Genomic DNA, 17,970 nt, shown 5'->3' on the forward strand with positions numbered 1-17,970 from the left:
GACGTCACTCGTCGGCGTCGGCCCGCCGGGCGCGCTCGGCGCGCAGCTCCGCGAAGACGCGCCGCCGCAGCCGGTCCCGCGTCTGCTCGGACGGGTCCCTGAGTTCCAGGGAGATGTACCAGCGGGCGCCGCGCACCAGCACGCGCACGACCCGGGCCGGCGCGATCAGCTCGCCGTCCTCCAGGTCGAGGGCGATCTCCGCGGGCAGCCCGGGCTCCGGGGGCAGCCCCCACCCGTCGACCAGGACGCGGCAGCCGGCCTCGCTGAGGTCGGCGGTCTCCCCCACCGTGTCGGTGCCGTCGACGTGCACCCGGATCGGCACCTGCACGCCGGCGCGCACCGCCTGGCGGCGCTGGCTGGGCTCGGCCGGGCCGGTCACCCGCAGCTGCCAGCAGGCGTCGTCCCCGGACGGGACGTTCACGACCTGGGTCGGCAGGGCCAGGCCGACCCCGAGTTCGCGCCAGAAGACCTCGACCCGGTCGCCGGCCTTGAGCGCCCACGCCTTCGTGAGCTGGGGCGCGTCCGGGCGGACCACGAGTCTCGAATCGGCCAGCGTGCCGCCCACGACGGTCTCGACCGACCCGGTCAGCGAGACACCCTTCCTGAGAGGGGTCAGCTGGACCTCGGTGCCTGCGGTCGGCCGGTCGTCGCCGACGTCGCTCATGGGGACCTCCCGGTTCTGTACCTGCGGCATCTCGGTCAGCCGCCGCTGGTACATCGGCAGATCCCGCCGGACCTTGAGCGTCCGCGCCGGGTGGGTCCCTCAGGAGGAGTGGCGGGCGCGCTCCTCGCGCATCGCCTGGAACACCCGGCGGCGGACCCGGTCCTGCTCCCGCTCGGGCAGGTCGAGGAAGCGCAGCGAGACGGCCCAGCGGCCGGCCCGGGTGTGGTGCCACACGACCTCGGCGCGCGCCGGGACGTCGCCGTCCTCCAGGTGCACGGTCAGCGGGACGACGCTGCCCGGCACCGGCGGGCTGCCGAAGGCGTCGAGGACGGCGCGGATGCCGCGCTCGCTGAGGTCGACGACCTCGCCCTCCAGGTCGGTCGAGTCGAGCACCACGGTGACCGGCACCGCGAGGCGGGCGCGGACCGCCTCGCGCCGCTGGACGGACTCCGCGGGCCCGAGGACGGTCAGGTGCCAGCGGGGGACGGCGCCGCGCTCGACCACGGCGACCTGCGCGGGCAGCGCCCACACGGCGGTGGCGTCCCGCCAGAGGACCTGCACGTGGTCACCGACCCGGACGACCTCCTGGTCGGCGAAGTCGCCGACCGAGGGGCGCACCACGACCGTCTCGCCGGTGACCCGCTCGACGCGGGTGCTGACGGGGTAGCGGTGCTCCCGCGGGGTCACCTCGGCCTCGTCGTCCACCTCCGGACGGACGGCGCCAACGGCGTCCATCGGGCTCCCCCCGCTCGGTCCTGGGCGATCGCGGCGCGGTACCGCGACGGAACGGTAACCGTCACCGCCGTCCCCGGTGCGGCCACCCCACCGCGCGCCGCGGGACCTGCTCCCTCCCGGACCCCCTCGGAGGGAGGAGGTGGGGAACCGGTGCTCAAGGGAACGCGGATCCCGTCCGATCCGCTCTCCATGACCCGCAAGCTCCGTCCCTGGCACCGCGACCGCGGTCCGGCCCGGACCTCCGCACCCACCCTGTCCGACCGCCTCCTGGCCGTGACCGACCAGGGTGTCTACGCCGTCGACACGGCCGGCCGCTGCGTGCTGGCCAACGATGCGGCCGCGCGCATGCTGGGGACCGCTCGCCCGCTCCTGCTGGGTGCCCAGGTGCACGACGAGCACCACGGCCGGCCGGTCGACGAGTCGCCGGCCGCCTGTCCGCTGTGCGCGCCGCTGCACACCGGCCGCCCGGCACGGGGCACGGCGCCGCTCACCGCGGTCGACGGCAGCACGCTGACCGTGGACTACGTCAGCTCGCTGGTGAGCCATGACGGGGAGCCGCTCGCCGTCTTCTGGTTCCAGGACGTCGCACCGCGGCACCAGACCGAGTCGGCGCTGCAGCAGCTGGAGACGAAGTACCGCGCGGTCACCGAGTCGGCCAGCGACGCGATCGTCTCCGCCGACGCGCGCGGGCTGATCGTGAGCTGGAACCGCGGCGGCCAGGTCATGTTCGGCTACAGCGCCGAGGACGTCCTGGGCAAGCCGCTGACCATGCTGATGCCGGAGCGGTACCGCGACGCGCACGAGCGCGGCATGGGCCGGTTCCTGCTCACCGGGGAACCCCGGGTCATCGGATCCGGTGCCGTCGAGGTGCACGCGCTGCGGGCGGACGGCACCGAGTTCCCGGTGGAGCTCTCGCTGTCGCACTGGGCCGGGGCGGAGGGCCGGTTCTTCACCGGCATCCTGCGGGACATCACCGAGCGCAAGCGGGCCGAGGAGGCGCTGGCCCGGGAGGCCGGCTTCGTCCGGCTCCTGCAGCAGGTCAGCGTCGCGTCCAACGAGACCTCCAGCGGGCGGGAGGCGCTGGAGACCGGCCTGCGGATGATCGCCGAGCACACCGGCTGGCCGGTCGGGCACATCTACATCGTCGACGACGACGGCGAGACGCTGCGCTCCTCCAACATCTGGGTGCACCCCGACGACGAGCGGTACGTGCCCTTCCTGCAGGCCAGCACCGCGAGCTCCTTCCGCGCCGGCACCGGCCTCCCCGGCCGCGTCCTGGCGTCCAAGCAGCCCAGGTGGGTCGTCGACGTCACCGCCGACGACAACTTCCCCCGGCGCGACGCCGCCCGGGACAGCGGGCTGGCCGCGGCCTTCGCCTTCCCCGTCCTGGTCGGCAGCGAGGTCACCGCCGTCCTGGAGTTCTTCACCTCCGAGCCGCTGCAGGCCGACGACGCGCTGTGCGAGGTGATGGGCCAGATCGGCACGCAGCTCGGCCGGGTGGTCGAGCGCGAGCTGGCCCAGGACCGGCTGACCCACCACGCCCTGCACGACCCGCTGACCGGCCTCCCCAACCGGACGCTGCTGCTCGACCGGCTGGAGGTCGCCCTGGCGCAGCGCAGCCGCGGCGGGATCGCGGTGGTCTTCGTCGACCTCGACCACTTCAAGCTGATCAACGACAGCCTCGGGCACTCCGCCGGCGACACCCTGCTCGCCGCTGCCGCCACCCGGCTGCGCGCCGTCGTGCGCCCCGGGGACACCGTCGCCCGCTTCGGCGGGGACGAGTTCGTCGTCCTCGCCGAGTCCGCGATCGGCGAACGGGACGCCGAGGGGCTGGCCGAGCGGCTGGCCGGAGCGCTGGCGGAGCCCTTCGAGCTGGACGGCGCCGAGGTCTTCGTGACCGCCAGCATCGGCATCGCCGTGTCCGACGGCATCGAGGGCGACGCCCACGGCCTTCTCCGGGACGCCGACGCGGCCATGTACCGCGCCAAGGAGGCCGGGCGCGCCCGGTACGAGGTCTTCGACTCCCTCATGCGGGCCGGCGCGGTCCGCCGGTTGGAGATCGTCAACGACCTGCACCGCGCGCTCGAACGCGACCAGTTCGTGCTGCACTTCCAGCCGCAGATCGACCTGCGCACCAACAGCCTCATCGGTGTCGAGGCGCTCCTGCGCTGGGTGCACCCCGACCGCGGGCTGGTCCCGCCGATGGAGTTCATCCCCGTCGCCGAGGAGACCGGCCTGATCAACGAGCTCGGGCGGTGGGTGCTGCGGGCCGCGTGCCAGCAGGGCCGGGTCTGGCTCGACCGGTTCCCCGACCGCCAGCCCCTGGTCATGAGCGTCAACCTCTCGGGCCGTCAGCTCGGCCAGCCCCGGCTGGCCGACGAGGTCGCCGCCGCGCTCGAGGACTCCGGCTTCCCCCCGCACCTGCTGGTGCTGGAGATCACCGAGAGCGTCCTCATGAACGACACCGCGACGACGATCCAGACCCTGGAGGCGCTCAAGCTGCTCGGCGTCCGTCTGGCGATCGACGACTTCGGGACCGGCTACTCGTCGCTGACCTACCTGCAGCGCTTCCCCATCGACATCCTCAAGATCGACAAGTCCTTCGTCGACGGGCTCGGTGGCGCGAACCTCGAGGAGTCGGCGGTGACCCGCACGATCGTCTCGCTGGCCAAGACGCTGCGGCTGGAGACCGTCGCCGAGGGCGTCGAGCGCAGTGAGCACGTGCGCGAGCTGCAGAGCCTGCACTGCGACATCGGCCAGGGCTACTTCTTCGCCCGGCCGCTGGACGCCGGCGCGCTGACCTCCCTCATGAGCCAGCCGGACACCCCGGTGGCGGCGCTGGGTTGCCTCACCGAGGTGGACCGCCTCCTCGGCTCGCACTGACCTCCACTCCCCCTCCCCTCCGACCCAGGGACCACTCATGCCCGGCTCGATCGGCGAACACCTGCTGCAGGAGCGCTACGGCACCACCAGCCGCGCCCGCGGCTTCTACAACCACCAGATGCTCGACCACCTCAACGACCACATGCGGGAGTTCGTGGCCCGCATGGAGATGGTCTTCGTCGCGACGTCCGACGCCTCCGGCGAGGCCGACTGCTCCTTCCGCGCCGGCCCGCCCGGGTTCGTGTGCGTGCTGGACGACCGGACCCTGGCCTACCCCGAGTACCGGGGGAACGGGGTCATGGCCAGCCTCGGCAACATCGTCGAGAACGGGCACATCGGCCTGCTGTTCCTCGACTTCTGCGGCGATGCCATCGGGCTGCACGTCAACGGCCGCGCGTCGATCCTGGAGAACGACGACCTGCTCGCCCGGACCGACCTGCCCGACAGCGTCCTCGACGGGCTGCTGCAGGACGGCGGACGGCGTCCCGAGCGGTGGGTCGCCGTGGACGTGGTCGAGGCCTACATCCACTGCTCCAAGCACATCCCGCAGATGGTCAAGCGGTCCGAGGTGCGCCAGGCGTGGGGCACCGACGACGTCGTCCGCAAGGGCGGGGACTACTTCAAGGCCAAGCACTCGACCCGTCCGTGGGTCGACGACGTGGCCGCGAGCGCTCCGGTCCAGGGCGGGGTCTCCTGATGCCGCGGACCGTCCCCGAGGCCGCCGCGGAGACCACGGCGCAGGCCGTGGCCAAGGCGGCCGCGGTCCAGAGCCCGGCCGGTTACCTCAAGAGCTCGGTGCTGGCGGGGGCGTACGTCGGGATCGCCGTCGTGCTCCTCGTGAGCGTCTCCGCTCCTCTGGCCGCAGCCGGCTCCCCGGCGACCAGGCTGGTGCAGGGAGCCGTCTTCGGTCTCGCGCTCACCCTCGTCGTCTTCGCCGGCGCGGAGCTGTTCACGGGCAACGTCATGGTGATGGCGCACGGGATCAGCCGGCGGGCCACCGCCTGGCGGTCCGCCGGGCTGGTCGGGGGGCTCTCCCTCCTGGGCAACGCGGTCGGCTCCCTGGCCCTGGCCGGCGCCGTGCACCTGAGCGGGGTGCTCGGCTCGCCGGCCGGCGCGGCTGGACCCTCACCGGCCGTGGCGCTGCTCGACGGCATCGTCGCGGCCAAGGACGCCGCCACCGGTCCGCAGCTGTTCTGGCGCGCGGTCCTGTGCAACGCGCTCGTCTGCCTGGCGGTCTGGATGGCCACCCGGGCCGCGACCGACGGAGCCCGGTTGGCGGTCCTGTGGTGGGGGCTGCTCGCCTTCATCGGCTCGGGCTTCGAGCACTCGATCGCCAACATGACGACCTTCTCGCTCGCCGCCCTCCAGGGGGTCGCCGACTGGTCGGACCTGGCCGGCAACCTGCTGTGGACCATCCCCGGCAACGTCGTCGGTGGACTGCTGGTCGCGGCCGCCTATGCCTCGCGGGCGGGACGCGGCGACCAGGAGCCCGTCGTCCCACCCGGCACCGCGGCCCCCGAGCTCGCCGTCCCGGGACCACGCCGGGCCGTCTGACGACGACAGCGCCGGCGCTGGTGCGCACGCCGAGCCCGCGGCGGCCCCCTGCGGGCCCCGCCGCGGGCGTGGTGACGGGCTACGGCCCCCTGCAGGGGCCCGCCGCGAGCCTGCGAGCGGTGGGGGCAGGGGGTCCTTCCTCAGGCGGAGCCCCCTGGCCCGACTCCGCGCCACGGTCCGCTCCTCGCTCGCAGAGCTCGCTGCGATGCTCCCGCGGCTGTAGTCAGGCGGAGTCGCGGACCGGGGCGTCCCCGTGCTCGTGCCGCGCGCAGTGCGCGCAGCAGTAGAAGCGCCCCTCGACCACGACGCCGTGGCCGACGACCTTCACGCCGCAGTGCTCGCAGATCGGCGCCATCTTGTGGATCGCGCACTCGAAGCTGTCGAAGGTGTGCCGCGCGCCCTGGGCGACCACCTCGAAGCTCATGTCGTAGTCGTTGCCGCAGACCTCGCAGACCGCCATGGCCCCTCCTCGCGTCCGGGGTCGGTTCCTTCCCCGCCGCGGGCCGCGGGACACCGGCGGTCAGCGGCGGCGGGTCCGCGAGCCGGCCAGCCGCGGCCGGAAGCTGCGGCGCACCCGGTGCCACCGGTTGGGCGTCCGCTCGGCGTCGAGCAGCTCCGTCTCGGCCAGCACCCGGTCGCCGGGCCCGAGCTCCGGCGGGACGTAGGGCACCAGCGAGCGCCCGTGCGGCCGGCGCAGGCTCTCCACCGCGGCGACCAGGCGGCCGTCGTGCGCCGCCACCGCCCGGGCCACCTCCTCGGGCGGCACGCCGAGGTGCTCGCCCAGCAGCCGGTCGCGCAGGCCGGTGACCGCGGCCGAGACCTCGTCGTGGCGGTCGCCGGGCCGGGCCTCGATCGAGACGTCGCACTCGGTGTCCAGGCCCATCGAACGGTTGTTGAGGTTCGCCGAGCCGATCCGCAGCAGCCGGTCGTCGACCACGAGCACCTTGGCGTGCACGTAGATCCGCCGCCGTCGCTCGGTGACCGGCACGTACAGCCGGAACCTGTCGTGCACGTCGGCGTCCTCGAGCATCGCGAGCAGCTTGGCCCGCGCGGTGTCCATCGCCTTCTCCTCGAGCCAGCTCGCCGAGCTCTCCGGGTTCACGACCACGACGTCGGGCCCATCGGGCTCGGCCAGCCGCTGGGCGATGGCCTCGGCGATCCGGCGGTTGGCGAAGAACTGGCTCTCGATGTAGACGCCGCGCCGCGCGGCAGCGATGGCGGCCAGCCACAGCAGCTCGATCTCGTGCACCAGCTCCGTACCGCCGTGCTCCGGCCGGGTGCGGGAGATGGCCACGTCGACGTCGGTGAGCAGCGGCTCGACGTCCTCCGGCCAGCACACCTCCAGGCCCTCGACCGGCTCCAGCCGGTCCCCGGTGGCGCTCTCCCACCGCTCCCGCGCCAGGTCGCCGATGGCCCGGGCGGCGTCCCCGGAGACGACGCTGGTCACGTCGTGCCAGGGCCCCGAGCGGCGGCCCGAGCCCGGCCGGCGGCGCAGCGGGTGGCCGTCGCGGTGCTCGTCGGTGTCCCACCGGTCGGTGGTGACGTCGATGCCGCCGGCGAAGGCCAGGCAGTCGTCGACCACCACGATCTTCTGGTGGTGCGCGCCGCCGATCGGGTGGTGCTGGTCCACGGTGAAGGTGAGCCGGTCGGGCGTCCGCCGGTTGAGCAGCACGATCGGCGCCAGGCCGCGGACCAGCGCGATCAGCATGCCGACGTCCCAGTGCAGGACCCCGATCTCCAGCTCCGGGTTCCTCCGGACGGCGGTCTCGAGGACCCGGCCCAGCCGGTCGGTGCGTGCGGAGCCGTTCCGGCGGGGGTCGAGCTGGATGCGCGGGTCGAAGTCCCAGCCGATGAACAGCACCCGGCGGCGCGCGCGCAGCACCGACTCCTTCAGCGCCGCGAAGTAGTCGGCGGCGTCCACGAAGACGGCGAACCGGTCGGCCCGCTCGATCCGCCAGCACGTCTCCCCCGGGACCAGCAGGTCCTCGGTGGCGACCGGCCCGGCACCCCCGTCGGCCACCCCGGTCAGCCGTTGCGGCGCACGTAGGAGCTGACGAAGTCCCGCAGGCTGCGGGTGGGCCGCAGCCAGGCGCCGTCCGGCGGCAGTGCGTCGAGGCGCACCCGGTCCAGGGGGACGGCGAAGGCGCCGGGCACGTCCTCGATGTCGATGAACTCCAGCAGGTCCGAGCCGATGGCGTAGCCGGCGACCTCGCTGAACGCGACGACGGTGACCTGGGTGCCGGCGCGGGCCAGCTCCTCCAGCGGCTCGGCGAAGTTGCGGCCGTCGCCGGAGAAGACGACCAGCCGGCGGAGCCGGTGGCTGTGCTGGCGGACCTCGATGTGGTCGAGCATCGCCTGGTCGATGTCGTCGTCGGGCTGCTGCTTGGGCCGGGCGAAGACGGCGAAGCCGAAGCTGCGCAGCGCCTCGACCCAGCGCTGCAGGCTGCCCACCACCGGCGGGATGTTGGCGAAGACGCACGCCTCGACCTCGGGGGCGTCGATCGCGCCTGGGTCGCCGGCGCCCTCGACGAACCACGCGGCGATCGCGTCGAACCGAGGGCGCGAGGCCGCGGTGGGGCGGGCCCCGATCACCGTCGAGAGGGTCATGTCGATGTTCGGCGCGTCCCAGATGAGCAGGTCCAGCGCCGGGCGCGTCCGCCCGTCGAACGCGTCGGTGTCGAGGGCGGTCCCCGCGGCGGCGTCCAGGTCGGTCACGTGTCCTCCTCGCTGACGCTCGTCGTGCCACGTGCCCGACGGCGGTGCTGTGTCCTCGGGGGACCTCGCACGCTCGGTCCCCGGGGCAGTCTGCCCGGCCGGGGGCGGATCGGAGGACGGCGCACCCGTCGTGCGTGGCGGACCGCCCGGTGACGTGGCCCGTCGCGGCATGCGGCGGCGCAGCCGGCGGGCCCGCACCGGGCCGCTCAGCAGACGCGGGTCCGCAGCGCGAAGGCGCACGAGTCACCACCCGCTGCCCGGACCCGGGACGCCCACCGCAGGACGTCGGAGGCCGGCATCGGCTGGGCGAGGAGGTAACCCTGGGCCAGGTCGCAGCCGGCGTCGCGGACCATCTGCAGGTGCGCAGGCGTCTCCACGCCCTCGGCGACCGACCGGATGCCGAGGGTGCGGGCCAGCGAGACGATGGCGGCCAGGACCGGTCCGGTGCCGTGGGACGCCAGCCGGGCGGCGGCGGTCAGCAGCGAGCGGTCGATCTTGAGCGTGCCGATGGGCAGCGCGAGCAGCTGGGCGAGGGAGGACCAGCCGGTCCCGAAGTCGTCGATCGCCACCGTCACACCCGAGCTCTGGAGCACGGCGAGCTGGTCCTCGGCGCGGGTGGGGTCCTCGGCGACGCTGGTCTCGGTCAGCTCCAGCACCAGGCTCTCCGGGGCGAGCCCGGAGTCGTGCAGCGCCACCCGCACGTCGTGGACCAGCGTCTCGGCGGAGAAGTGCCGGGCGCTGATGTTGACCGACATGCGCAGCGGCAGCCCCTGCTCGGCCCACGCCGCGGCCTGCCGGGTGGTCTCGCCGAGCAGCCAGCGGGTGATCGGGATCAGCTGGCCGGTCTCCTCGGCCACGGAGAGGAAGGCATCGGGGGTGAGCAGCCCCCGCTCGGGGTGCTGCCAGCGCAGCAGCGCCTCCACGCCCTCGATCTCGCCGGTGTCCACCCGGACCACCGGCTGGTAGTGGACGACGAACTCGTCGACGGCGCCGTCCCGCAGCCGGTTGGCCACCTCCAGCCGCCACCGCGCCGCCTCGCGCAACCCTGGCGAGAAGACGTGCACGCGGTCGCGGCCGGCGCCCTTCGCGGCGAAGGCGGCGGTGTCGGCGTCGCTGAGCAGCTGGTGGGCCCGGTCGGCGCCGGGCGCGGCGGCGGCGACGCCGATGCTGGCCGACAGCGGCACCGAGATGCCCGCGGCGTGGAAGGGGCGGGAGAAGGAGTTCTGCAGCCGGAAGGCCAGGGCCGCGGCCTCGGCGGTGTCGCAATCGCGGGCGAGGACGAGGAACTGGTCGGCGCCCAGCCGCCCCACGGCGTCCTCCGGGCGGACCTGCTCGGCGAGCCGGCCACCGACCTGGCGCAGCAGCTCGTCCCCGACCTCGTGGCCGAGGGAGTCGTTGACGGTCTTGAACCCGTCGAGGTCGAGGAAGAGCAGCGCCGCCCGGCCGGCGCCGTCCTGCAGTGCCTCGCCGATGAGCTGCAGCAGCCGGGCGCGGTTGGGCAGGCCGGTGAGGTCGTCGTGGCTGGCCCGCCAGGCCAGCGCCTGCTGGTCGCGGACCCGCTCGGTGATGTCGGTGTGGGTGACGATGACCCGGTCGGAGGCGTCCACCCGCGCGGCCTGCAGGCGGAACCACGCGGTGTCCGCGCCGACCTGGTGCGGGTAGTCGCAGGTGAACGTGGACGCCGGGTCCCTGGTGTCGGTGATCCTCCGCATCCCCGCGGCGATCCGGGCGTGGTGCTCGGCGTCGACGTACCGCGCCATCGCGTCCAGGTAGCGCTCACCGACCCGGGCGGACCGGTCGCCGCTGCGTTCGAGCACCTCGCCGTTCGCCGTCCACGCCCGGTTGACCATCTCGATCCGGCCGTCGCCCGCCAGCACCACCGTGGCCGGGGGGAGCGCCTCGAGGACGGCGCCCAGCTGCCGCAGCTCGGCGACGCGCTGCTGGGCGGCGCGGTGCTGGTCGTCGACGTCGCGGAGGAAGGCGGTGAGGCCGTCGGCGTCGGCGAAGGCGCGGATCTCGAACCAGCGGTCCAGCGGCGGGTAGAAGTAGTGGAACTCGCGGTCGCGCCGGTCGGCGAGCACCGCCCGGTAGACGTCCTCGATGACCGTGCCGAGCGTCTCCGGGAAGCAGTCGAAGGCGTAGCGGCCGATCATCTCGTCGGCCCGGCGGCCGAGGAGCCGCTCGGCGGCGGCGTTCACGTAGGTGAACCGCCACCTGCGGTCGATCCGGTAGACGGCGTCGGTGATCGAGGAGAAGGGGTCGGCTGGCGCGACGTGCCCACTCGGAACGTGTCCGTGCACCCTTCCCGCTCTCTCTCCCCCTGCGGAAGACGTCAGGTCACCGTCCCGCGGACCGCACCCCTCCGCCGCCCGCTCACGACGGCGCCGGGCGCCCGACGTACGACCGAGGGTAACCACACGGATGCAATTCAGACAGGGGAGACCCGTGCCCGCCCGAGGATCGAGCCGACCGGCGCACCCCCGGGCAGGGTGCCGAGGACCGCGCCCCAGTCGCCGCCGAGCCGGGTCGCGCAGAAGGTGTCGGCGACCTCCGCGGGGGCGTGCCGCAGGAGCAGCGAGGCCTGCAGGCACAGGGCGAGCAGGCCGGCGATGCGGCGGGCGCGCACGGGGAGCTGCTCGGGGTCGGCCAGCTCGGCGGCCAGCCGGCCGACCCCGGCGTCGAGCCGGGCGTCGGCGCCGCGGGCGAGGTCGATCTCAGCGCGGACGGCGGCGAGGGACGCCGAGGAGCGGCCCATCGCCCGGAGGACGTCGAGGGCGATGACGTTGCCCGACCCCTCCCAGATGCTGTTCAGCGGTGCCTGGCGGTAGAGCCGGGGCATGCCGGACTCCTCGACGTAGCCGTTGCCGCCGAGCACCTCGAGCGCCTCGGCGACGGCCGTCGGGGTGCGCTTGCAGACCCAGAACTTCGCGGCGGCCCCGGCGAGGCGGAGGAAGTCGGACTCGCCGGCGTCGACGGCGGCGGCCAGCCGGACGGCGAGCGCTGTGGCGGCCTCGCTCTCCACGGCCAGGTCGGCGAGGACGTTCTGCATCAGCGGCTGGTCGGCCAGCAGCGCGCCGAAGGCCCGCCGGTGCCGGGCGTGGTGGATCGCCTGGGTGAGGGCGGCCCGGACGGTGGCGGCCGAGCCGAGCACGCAGTCCAGCCGCGTGGTGTTGACCATCTCGATGATCGTCGGGACGCCGCGGCCGGGCTCGCCGACCAGCCAGGCCGTCGTCCCCTCGAACTCGACCTCGCTCGAGGCGTTGGCGCGGTCGCCGAGCTTGTCCTTGAGCCGCTGCAGCCGGAACACGTTGCGGGTGCCGTCGGGCAGCACCCGCGGGACGAGGAAGCAGGAGACACCCTCGGGCAGCTGGGCGAGGACGAGGAACAGGTCGCTCATCGGGGCGCTGGTGAACCACTTGTGCCCGGTCAGCGCGTACGTGCCGTCGGTGTTCGGGACGGCGCGGGTGGTGTTGGCGCGGACGTCGGAGCCGCCCTGCTTCTCGGTCATGCCCATGCCGGCGACCAGGCCGCGCTTGCCGGTCGGCTCGACGAGGCCGAACTCGTAGGCGGGAGCGGTGAGGCCCGGCTCGTACCGCTCGGCGAGCTCGGGGGCGGCGCGCAGCGCGGGGACGGCGGCGTAGGTCATGGTCACCGGGCAGCCGTGCCCCATCTCGACCTGCGTCCAGCCGAGGTAGCCGACGGCGCGGCGGACGTGCGCGTGCGGCTCGGGTGACCTCCACGGGACCCCGGCCAGGCCGTGCTCGAAGGCGGTGCGCACGAGGTCGTGCCAGGCGGGGTGGAACTCGACCTCGTCGACCCGGTGGCCGTACCGGTCGTGCGTCCTCAGCCGCGGCGGGTTCTCGTTGGCCAGCCGGCCCCACTCCTGCGCCTGCTCGCTGCCGGCCAGCGCGCCGAGCGCCTTCAGCGAGTCGAGGGTGGCGACGTCGGCGTACCGGGCGCAGGCCTCGGCCAGGGCGGCGTCGCCGGCGATGGGGTCGTGACCGACCAGCGGCGGGACCTGGTTGGTGACCTCGTGCGTGACGCCCATGACCGCACCGTACGACGACACCGTGGTCCCCCGGACCACACCGCGATCAGGTGCCGTTCCCCTGCCACGCCGAGCCCCTCGTCGTTCCTCGAGGGACCTCCGGGCCCCACTCGCTCACGACACCGAGGCGGTGGACGCCTCCTCGCCGGCGTGGGCGACGTGGGCGAGCTGCCGCCAGATGAGGGCGAGGATGACCGCCGAGCCGACGAAGCCGAACCAGAACGGCCCGGTGACGCCCCAGGCCCGGGCGAGCAGCCCGCCCACGAGCTGGCCGAGCAGGATGCCGCCGCGGGCCAGGGCCACGCCGATGAGCAGCCGCCGGCGGTCGACGCGGTCGGCGAGGACGCCCGCCTGCAGGCCGAGGAGCAGCCACGGCAGCCGTTGCGCCAGGGCGCCCAGGGCGACGAGGAGCGGGTCCTGGGTCTGGCCGGCGACCAGCAGCGGCCCGGCGGCGAGGGCGATGCCGTCGCCGAGGTTGCCCACCCAGGACGACCCGACCAGCCAGCGGAACGGCGTGCCCATCCGGGCGGGCAGCACCGCCTCCACCAGCCCCCGCACGGGACGCACTGTAGGTCCCGCCCTCGACGCCCGTCCGCCGCATCTCCGGCTTCTCGGCCACCACATCGCCCGGCGCGCGACCCGGTTGCGCACGCACGGCAGCCGCGCGTTCCACGTGGAACGCGCGGCTGTCGTGCGTCGTCGGTCGGTCAGGCTGCGGTGGCCAGCGGTGGACCGGTGCGGCCGGGGCCGATGAGGATCTCGGTGCCGTCGGGTCGCCAGGTGCGCCATCGCCCGTCGGGTCGGCGTTCGACCCGGAAGCCGTGGTGGACCTTCGTGTGGTGCCGCTCGCACAACAGCGCGGAGTTCTCCAGGTCGGTCTCGCCGCCGTCGATCCAGGCCAGCAGGTGGTGGACGTCGCACCAGAACGTCGGGGCCCCGCAGCCGGCGAACACGCACCCTCCGTCGCGGACCTCGGCGGCGCGGCGGACGTGGGGTGGCACCAAGCGGAGGCTGCGCCCGTAGTCCAGCGGCATCCCGTCCGGGCCCATGACGATCCGGGTGACCTGCCCGTCGCAGGCCAGCCAGCGGGCACGGGCGGCGGAGATCGTCGCGCCGAACCCGGTCTCGGCTGCACCCGGCCCGGTGGCCGGGCCGGCCAGGTCCTCGACGCCGATCGTGACGATGACCTGCGGCTTGTGGCCGCGCAAGGTCGGCAGGGAGCCGGCGGCCAGCTGGTTGTCGCACAGCTGCACCAGCGCGTCGGCCTGCTGCTGGTGACGGGTGCGTTCGTCCCCGGCGCACCGGCCGGCCTGCACCACCGACTCCAGCGCGGTCTGCAGCCTCTCCCCGCCGACGGCGTCCAGGTCGAACCGGCCGGTGATGCTGCCGTCGGCGTGCTTGGTGATGGCCAGCCGCCGCCCCTCGGTCGGGTCGGGCTCGGGGCCGTCCTGATCGAGCATCGCCAGATAGCGATTCACCGCCTGCCCGAGCACCTGGTGCGGCTGCGAGGTGGCGATCGCCGTCAGCGCGGCGTCGATCTCGGCCAGGTCCACATCCTGTTCCGCGGCGGCGACCCGGTGCTCGTCACGCGCGATGGGGGCCACTGCGGCGACCTGGTCGGCGGTCACGTCCCCGGCCGCGAACGCGGCCCCCAGCGCCGGCAGGTGCTCGAGTGCACGCCCGGACCGGACCAGCTCAGCGGCTGCCGCAGCCGAGAGTCGGGTGTGGTTCCGCAGCCACGCTGGCATCGTCTTCAGCCCGTCGTGCTCGCACGCCTGCCGCGCATCCGCGACGCGGATCGTGCGGACCAGCTCGGCGTCGATCCGGTTCCGCTCGCGGATCAATCCAGCGGTGCGGTCGAGCAGGGCGCCGTCGTCCAGAGCGTGCAGGTCGTCGTCCGCCCGCACCGCCAACCTGGCCACGACACCTCCCACCGGATCGATCACCTGTTCGAAGTCTAGCCGATCGGGGGAGAGTGAGCCACGCGGATCCCCAGGTCAGCGGCTCGTCCACAGATGTGCTCATGGTCTTGACGCGAGTCGTCGACGTCCGCCCCAACCACCGTGCGCCCGTGCACCTCGAGACCGAGCGGCTGCTCATGCCGCCCCTCTCCGGTCAGCACAGCGAGGCACTGGCCGAGGTGTACGCCGACCCGGACGTCGCTCGGTACACCGGCGGAGCGACCCTCGCCGCCTCACCGCGGTCGTCCACCCCGACAACGCACCGAGCCGGGCGCTGGCCACCCGGCTCGGCTTCCGCGTCCACCGCGAGGACGTGACGCCGTCCGGCGTCCGGGTGCTCGTCCACGAGCAGCTCGCGCCGTGACCGGTCACTCCTCCCCGAGCAACCGGCACAGCGCCGCTGCGGCGAGCGCGTCACCGCCGGCAGCGCCCAACCGGTGGTGGAACCAGGCGCCGTCGAGGTCCCGCGGCCGACGAGGCGTCCACGAGGGCGTGTCCGGGCGGTGCACCCCGGCGGGCCGGCTCGCTCCAACCCCGATGAGGGGAGGCGTCAGCGCACCGCGCGGACCAGCCGGCCGATCGCCAGGTGGGCCAGCGGCGCGTAGCCGACCACGAGCGGCGCCGGCCCGGAGACCCGCAGCCCCGTCGTGCTGCCGCCGTCCGGACCCTCGGTGACCCAGTGCAGCAGGTGCAGCCGCACGGGGCCGAGGGACACCGTCCACGACCAGCGCCGGGCCGCCTCGTCCACCGCGTCGACGACGAAGGGCAGCGTCACCCCCACCGGCCCGCGCACCCGCCCCGCACGCCTGCCACCAACCGCGGCACCGGCACCTCGACGCCGGTGATCTGCGGAGCCCACTGCGACCAGCGCGCGGGGACGGCGTAGCGCTCCCAGACCTCGTCCGGCCCGATGGGCCCCGTCGCGTGCAGGGTCAGGGTCGTCACGGGACCCCCTCGCCGGCCAGCGGACGGACATGGCACTGCACCACGACGGCGGTCAGCCCCTCGTCGGACCCCGACGTGTGGTCCTCCCCCGGCGACCACAGCGCCGCCTCGCCGGCCCGCAGCGGCCGGCGGTCACCCGACGCCCCGGACACCCAGCCGCGGCCGGAGACGACCAGGAACAGCAGCCACAGCCGGGTCGGGTGCCGTCCGATCGACCCGCCCGGCGCGAGCTGGACGACGTCCACCGCGAACCCGTCCTGCGGCTCCCGCACGAGCGCCGCGCGCAGCAGCTCCACACCCGAGCTGCCGTAGGACGACAGCTGCCGGGGGGGCGGCGTGAGCAGCTCCATCAGGCCGGCGGCCCGCCGAGCAGGAGCTGGCGCAGCATGTGCATCGCCAGGGCCACCGACCGGTGCCGCACCGCCGACCGCGAGCCGGGCAGCACCACCGAGCGCGGCTGGCGCCCGTCGGGCCCGACGGCGCACAGGTGCACGGTGCCGACCGGCTTCTCCGGGGAGCCCCCGCCCGGTCCGGCGATCCCGGTGATGCCGACCCCCACGTCGGCGCCGAAGCGGGACCGCGCACCCTCGGCCAGCGCCGCCGCCACCTGGGTGCTCACCGCGCCGTACGACTCCAGCACCTCCGACGGGACGCCGACCAGCGCCTCCTTCGCGGAGTTCGCGTACGACGCCACCCCGCCGAGCACCCACGCCGAGGACCCGGCCCGCTCGGTGAGCCGCGCCACCAGCAGCCCGCTGGTGCACGACTCCGCCGTCGCGACGGTGAGCCCGCGGTCGGCGAACGCCGACGCCACCAGGTCGTCGACCGTGGGGCCGGTCGAGAACAGCTGCGGCCCGTGCGCCGCGCGCACCGCCTCGACCAGCCGGTCGTACTCCGGCTGCGCCTCCGGGCCGTAGCGGGTGACGATCTCCAGCTCGCCGTCCCGCAAGCAGGTGGTGACCTCCAGGTCGGGGAACTCGTGCTGCCGCAGCGTCGCCGCCAGCTGCGACTCGAGCGTCCCCCACAGCCGCAGCGTCTCCTGACGCAGCTCGCTGCGGTCGGCCAGCGCCCGCTGCACCGGCTCCGCGGCCAGCGCCGCCGGCCACATCCCCTGCAGCTCCGACGGCGGCCCGGGGAGGACGACGACCACCGGTCCGTCCCGCTCCTCCGCCGGGGGGACGACGAGACCCGGCGCCGTCCCGACCGGCGGGAGCACGATCGCCCCCTCGGGAACGAGCGCCTGCTTGCGGACGCCGGCCGCCGTGGCCTCGGGGTCGGCGCGCCACCCGCGGCCGTCCATGAGGCCCTCGACGATCCCGGCGATCTGCCGCTCCAGCTCCGGGTCGACCGACGACGGCCGGCCCTGCACCTCGCCGACGACCTGCGCGGTCAGGTCGTCGGCGGTCGGGCCGAGCCCGCCGGTGGTGAGGACGAGGTCCTCGTCGGCGAGGAAGCGCAGCGCGTTGCGCAGGTCCTCGGGCCGGTCGCCGACGACCAGCACCGCGCCGACGTCCACACCGAGCCGGCGCAGCTCCTCGGCCAACCACGGGCCGTTGCGGTCGCTCACCCGGCCGGTGAGCACCTCGGTGCCGGTGACGACGATCCCTGCACGCACGGTCACCCGGCCGACCCTAGTGAGACCTCGGCCCGCCCGCGTTTCCTGCCGGGCCGCCGGCCACTCCGCCGCTAGCGTGCGGTGACGAACCGGTCCGGCGCGTGCCCGCGCTCGAGCGAGGAGGAACCGTGACGCACTCGAGTCCCACCCCCGAGCCACCGGCACCGCGCCATCCGACCGAGTCGGGCACGCAGGGGATCGCGTTCACATCCGCCGGCGCGACCGCCGCCGGCACGCACCAGATGCCCCGGGTGGACGCCGACCCGCTGTCCGGCGGCGTCCAGCCCACCGGCCCGGTGGGCACGCGGCCCGGACCGCCCGGCGCCGGCACCGCGGCCACCGACCCGCCCCTCGGCCTGCCGCTGACCGCCCAGGAGGGCATCCGCCGGGCCCGGACGTCGCGCCCGCCCCGCACCCCACGGCCTCCGCGGACCCCTCGCACCACGCGCCCGCCGCAGGGACGGGCCGCCCGCATCGGCACCGGCCTCACCGCGCTCTCCCTGCTGCTGCTCCAGCTGGGCCTCGGCCTGGGCTTCGGCGAGGCGCCGCTGTGGTCGGCCGTGACGCTGTGGTCGGTCTTCGCGACCCTCGCCACCCTCGTCGGCGCACTGCCGTTCGCCGGCCGCGTCGTCCCGGCAGCCCGGCAACACCCCGACGCGGCGTGGAAGGTCGCGGCCGCCGGGCTGACCGGCGTGGCCGTGTTCTGGGTGCTGGTCGTGCTGCCCCACGTCAACAGCGACCGCGGCTTCGTCCTCACCGCCGCGCTGGCCGCCCTCGGCGCCGCGCTCTGGATCGCCCCCGGCCGCAGCCGGGGCTGACCGGGGCACCAGCGGCGGGTCAGCCCGGCCGT

The 17,970-nt window shown here is 74.9% G+C and carries 18 protein-coding genes; 5 read left to right on the top strand and 13 right to left on the bottom strand.

The genetic code is table 11. The annotated features are described in order from the left end of the window. Positions 1 to 4: 4 nt before the first annotated feature. Together ACI79G_RS11800 and ACI79G_RS11805 are read right to left on the bottom strand one after the other, a co-directional pair. A complete protein-coding gene (locus ACI79G_RS11800) occupies positions 5 to 664 on the bottom strand; it encodes a PilZ domain-containing protein (RefSeq protein ID WP_456881316.1) in 660 nt (219 codons plus the stop codon). 99 nt (positions 665 to 763) lie between these two features. After that, a complete protein-coding gene (locus ACI79G_RS11805) occupies positions 764 to 1,399 on the bottom strand; it encodes a flagellar brake protein (RefSeq protein WP_456881317.1) in 636 nt (211 codons plus the stop codon). Between the two features lie 273 nt (positions 1,400 to 1,672). Here ACI79G_RS11805 and ACI79G_RS11810 point away from each other — a divergent pair, with 273 nt between their 5' ends. The 3 genes from ACI79G_RS11810 to ACI79G_RS11820 are packed head-to-tail and all read left to right on the top strand — an operon-like array spanning position 1,673 to position 5,836. Next, on the top strand, positions 1,673 to 4,282 hold the full coding sequence (locus ACI79G_RS11810) for a sensor domain-containing protein (RefSeq protein ID WP_456881318.1): 2,610 nt from the start codon (positions 1,673 to 1,675) through the stop codon (positions 4,280 to 4,282). 37 nt (positions 4,283 to 4,319) lie between these two features. Continuing rightward, complete coding sequence (locus ACI79G_RS11815) at positions 4,320 to 4,979, top strand: pyridoxamine 5'-phosphate oxidase family protein (protein WP_456881319.1); 660 nt, start codon at positions 4,320 to 4,322, stop codon at positions 4,977 to 4,979. Continuing rightward, complete coding sequence (locus ACI79G_RS11820; protein ID WP_456881320.1) at positions 4,979 to 5,836, top strand: formate/nitrite transporter family protein; 858 nt, start codon at positions 4,979 to 4,981, stop codon at positions 5,834 to 5,836. Before ACI79G_RS11815 ends, ACI79G_RS11820 begins: the two co-directional genes overlap by 1 nt. 223 nt (positions 5,837 to 6,059) lie before the next feature. Here ACI79G_RS11820 and ACI79G_RS11825 read toward each other — a convergent pair whose 3' ends face one another. From ACI79G_RS11825 to ACI79G_RS11855, 7 genes are all read right to left on the bottom strand, one after another. Further along, positions 6,060 to 6,296, bottom strand: a complete 237-nt coding sequence (locus tag ACI79G_RS11825) for a hypothetical protein (RefSeq protein ID WP_456881321.1) — start codon at positions 6,294 to 6,296, stop codon at positions 6,060 to 6,062. 60 nt (positions 6,297 to 6,356) lie between these two features. Then, entirely contained in the window at positions 6,357 to 7,856 is a 1,500-nt protein-coding gene (locus tag ACI79G_RS11830; protein WP_456881322.1) for a phospholipase D-like domain-containing protein, read from the bottom strand. Positions 7,857 to 7,861: 5 nt separating this feature from the next. Beyond that, on the bottom strand, positions 7,862 to 8,551 hold the full coding sequence (locus ACI79G_RS11835; RefSeq protein ID WP_456881323.1) for an NYN domain-containing protein: 690 nt from the start codon (positions 8,549 to 8,551) through the stop codon (positions 7,862 to 7,864). A gap of 206 nt (positions 8,552 to 8,757) precedes the next feature. Continuing rightward, positions 8,758 to 10,851 carry a putative bifunctional diguanylate cyclase/phosphodiesterase gene (locus ACI79G_RS11840; protein ID WP_456881324.1) on the bottom strand — a complete coding sequence of 698 codons (2,094 nt, stop codon included), beginning with the start codon at positions 10,849 to 10,851 and terminating at the stop codon, positions 8,758 to 8,760. Between the two features lie 128 nt (positions 10,852 to 10,979). Continuing rightward, positions 10,980 to 12,599 (bottom strand): acyl-CoA dehydrogenase family protein, encoded by a 1,620-nt coding sequence (locus ACI79G_RS11845; RefSeq protein WP_456881325.1) that lies wholly within the window; start codon positions 12,597 to 12,599, stop codon positions 10,980 to 10,982. Positions 12,600 to 12,713: 114 nt separating this feature from the next. Further along, complete coding sequence (locus tag ACI79G_RS11850; protein WP_456881326.1) at positions 12,714 to 13,157, bottom strand: MFS transporter; 444 nt, start codon at positions 13,155 to 13,157, stop codon at positions 12,714 to 12,716. A 149-nt stretch (positions 13,158 to 13,306) separates the two neighbouring features. After that, positions 13,307 to 14,533 (bottom strand): DUF222 domain-containing protein, encoded by a 1,227-nt coding sequence (locus ACI79G_RS11855; protein ID WP_456881343.1) that lies wholly within the window; start codon positions 14,531 to 14,533, stop codon positions 13,307 to 13,309. Between the two features lie 137 nt (positions 14,534 to 14,670). On the opposite strand from ACI79G_RS11855, the gene ACI79G_RS11860 reads away from it, so the two are divergent. Continuing rightward, complete coding sequence (locus ACI79G_RS11860) at positions 14,671 to 14,877, top strand: hypothetical protein (protein WP_456881327.1); 207 nt, start codon at positions 14,671 to 14,673, stop codon at positions 14,875 to 14,877. 233 nt (positions 14,878 to 15,110) lie between these two features. On the opposite strand, the gene ACI79G_RS11865 is transcribed toward ACI79G_RS11860, so the two are convergent. The 4 genes from ACI79G_RS11865 to ACI79G_RS11880 are packed head-to-tail and all read right to left on the bottom strand — an operon-like array spanning position 15,111 to position 17,126. Next, positions 15,111 to 15,335 (bottom strand): hypothetical protein, encoded by a 225-nt coding sequence (locus tag ACI79G_RS11865; RefSeq protein WP_456881328.1) that lies wholly within the window; start codon positions 15,333 to 15,335, stop codon positions 15,111 to 15,113. Then, positions 15,332 to 15,505, bottom strand: a complete 174-nt coding sequence (locus tag ACI79G_RS11870; RefSeq protein WP_456881329.1) for a hypothetical protein — start codon at positions 15,503 to 15,505, stop codon at positions 15,332 to 15,334. The genes ACI79G_RS11865 and ACI79G_RS11870 overlap by 4 nt, the downstream gene beginning before the upstream one ends. Beyond that, positions 15,502 to 15,855, bottom strand: coding sequence for a cupin domain-containing protein (locus ACI79G_RS11875; RefSeq protein ID WP_456881330.1), 354 nt, complete (start codon positions 15,853 to 15,855; stop codon positions 15,502 to 15,504). Before ACI79G_RS11875 ends, ACI79G_RS11870 begins: the two co-directional genes overlap by 4 nt. Beyond that, entirely contained in the window at positions 15,855 to 17,126 is a 1,272-nt protein-coding gene (locus ACI79G_RS11880) for a competence/damage-inducible protein A (RefSeq protein WP_456881331.1), read from the bottom strand. The genes ACI79G_RS11875 and ACI79G_RS11880 overlap by 1 nt, the downstream gene beginning before the upstream one ends. 122 nt (positions 17,127 to 17,248) lie before the next feature. On the opposite strand from ACI79G_RS11880, the gene ACI79G_RS11885 reads away from it, so the two are divergent. After that, positions 17,249 to 17,938: a hypothetical protein gene (locus ACI79G_RS11885; RefSeq protein ID WP_456881332.1), complete on the top strand. Its 690-nt coding sequence runs from the start codon at positions 17,249 to 17,251 to the stop codon at positions 17,936 to 17,938. The last annotated feature ends 32 nt before the right edge of the window (positions 17,939 to 17,970 follow it).

It is taken from the genome of Geodermatophilus sp. SYSU D00779 (assembly GCF_054050595.1).

Coding starts and splice junctions, on each gene's coding strand:
- ACI79G_RS11800 (WP_456881316.1), bottom strand. CDS start 664: ATGAGCGACGTCGGCGACGACCGGCCGACCGCAGGCACCGAGGTCCAG.
- ACI79G_RS11805 (WP_456881317.1), bottom strand. CDS start 1,399: ATGGACGCCGTTGGCGCCGTCCGTCCGGAGGTGGACGACGAGGCCGAG.
- ACI79G_RS11815 (WP_456881319.1), top strand. CDS start 4,320: ATGCCCGGCTCGATCGGCGAACACCTGCTGCAGGAGCGCTACGGCACC.
- ACI79G_RS11820 (WP_456881320.1), top strand. CDS start 4,979: ATGCCGCGGACCGTCCCCGAGGCCGCCGCGGAGACCACGGCGCAGGCC.
- ACI79G_RS11825 (WP_456881321.1), bottom strand. CDS start 6,296: ATGGCGGTCTGCGAGGTCTGCGGCAACGACTACGACATGAGCTTCGAG.
- ACI79G_RS11845 (WP_456881325.1), bottom strand. CDS start 12,599: ATGGGCGTCACGCACGAGGTCACCAACCAGGTCCCGCCGCTGGTCGGT.
- ACI79G_RS11875 (WP_456881330.1), bottom strand. CDS start 15,855: ATGGAGCTGCTCACGCCGCCCCCCCGGCAGCTGTCGTCCTACGGCAGC.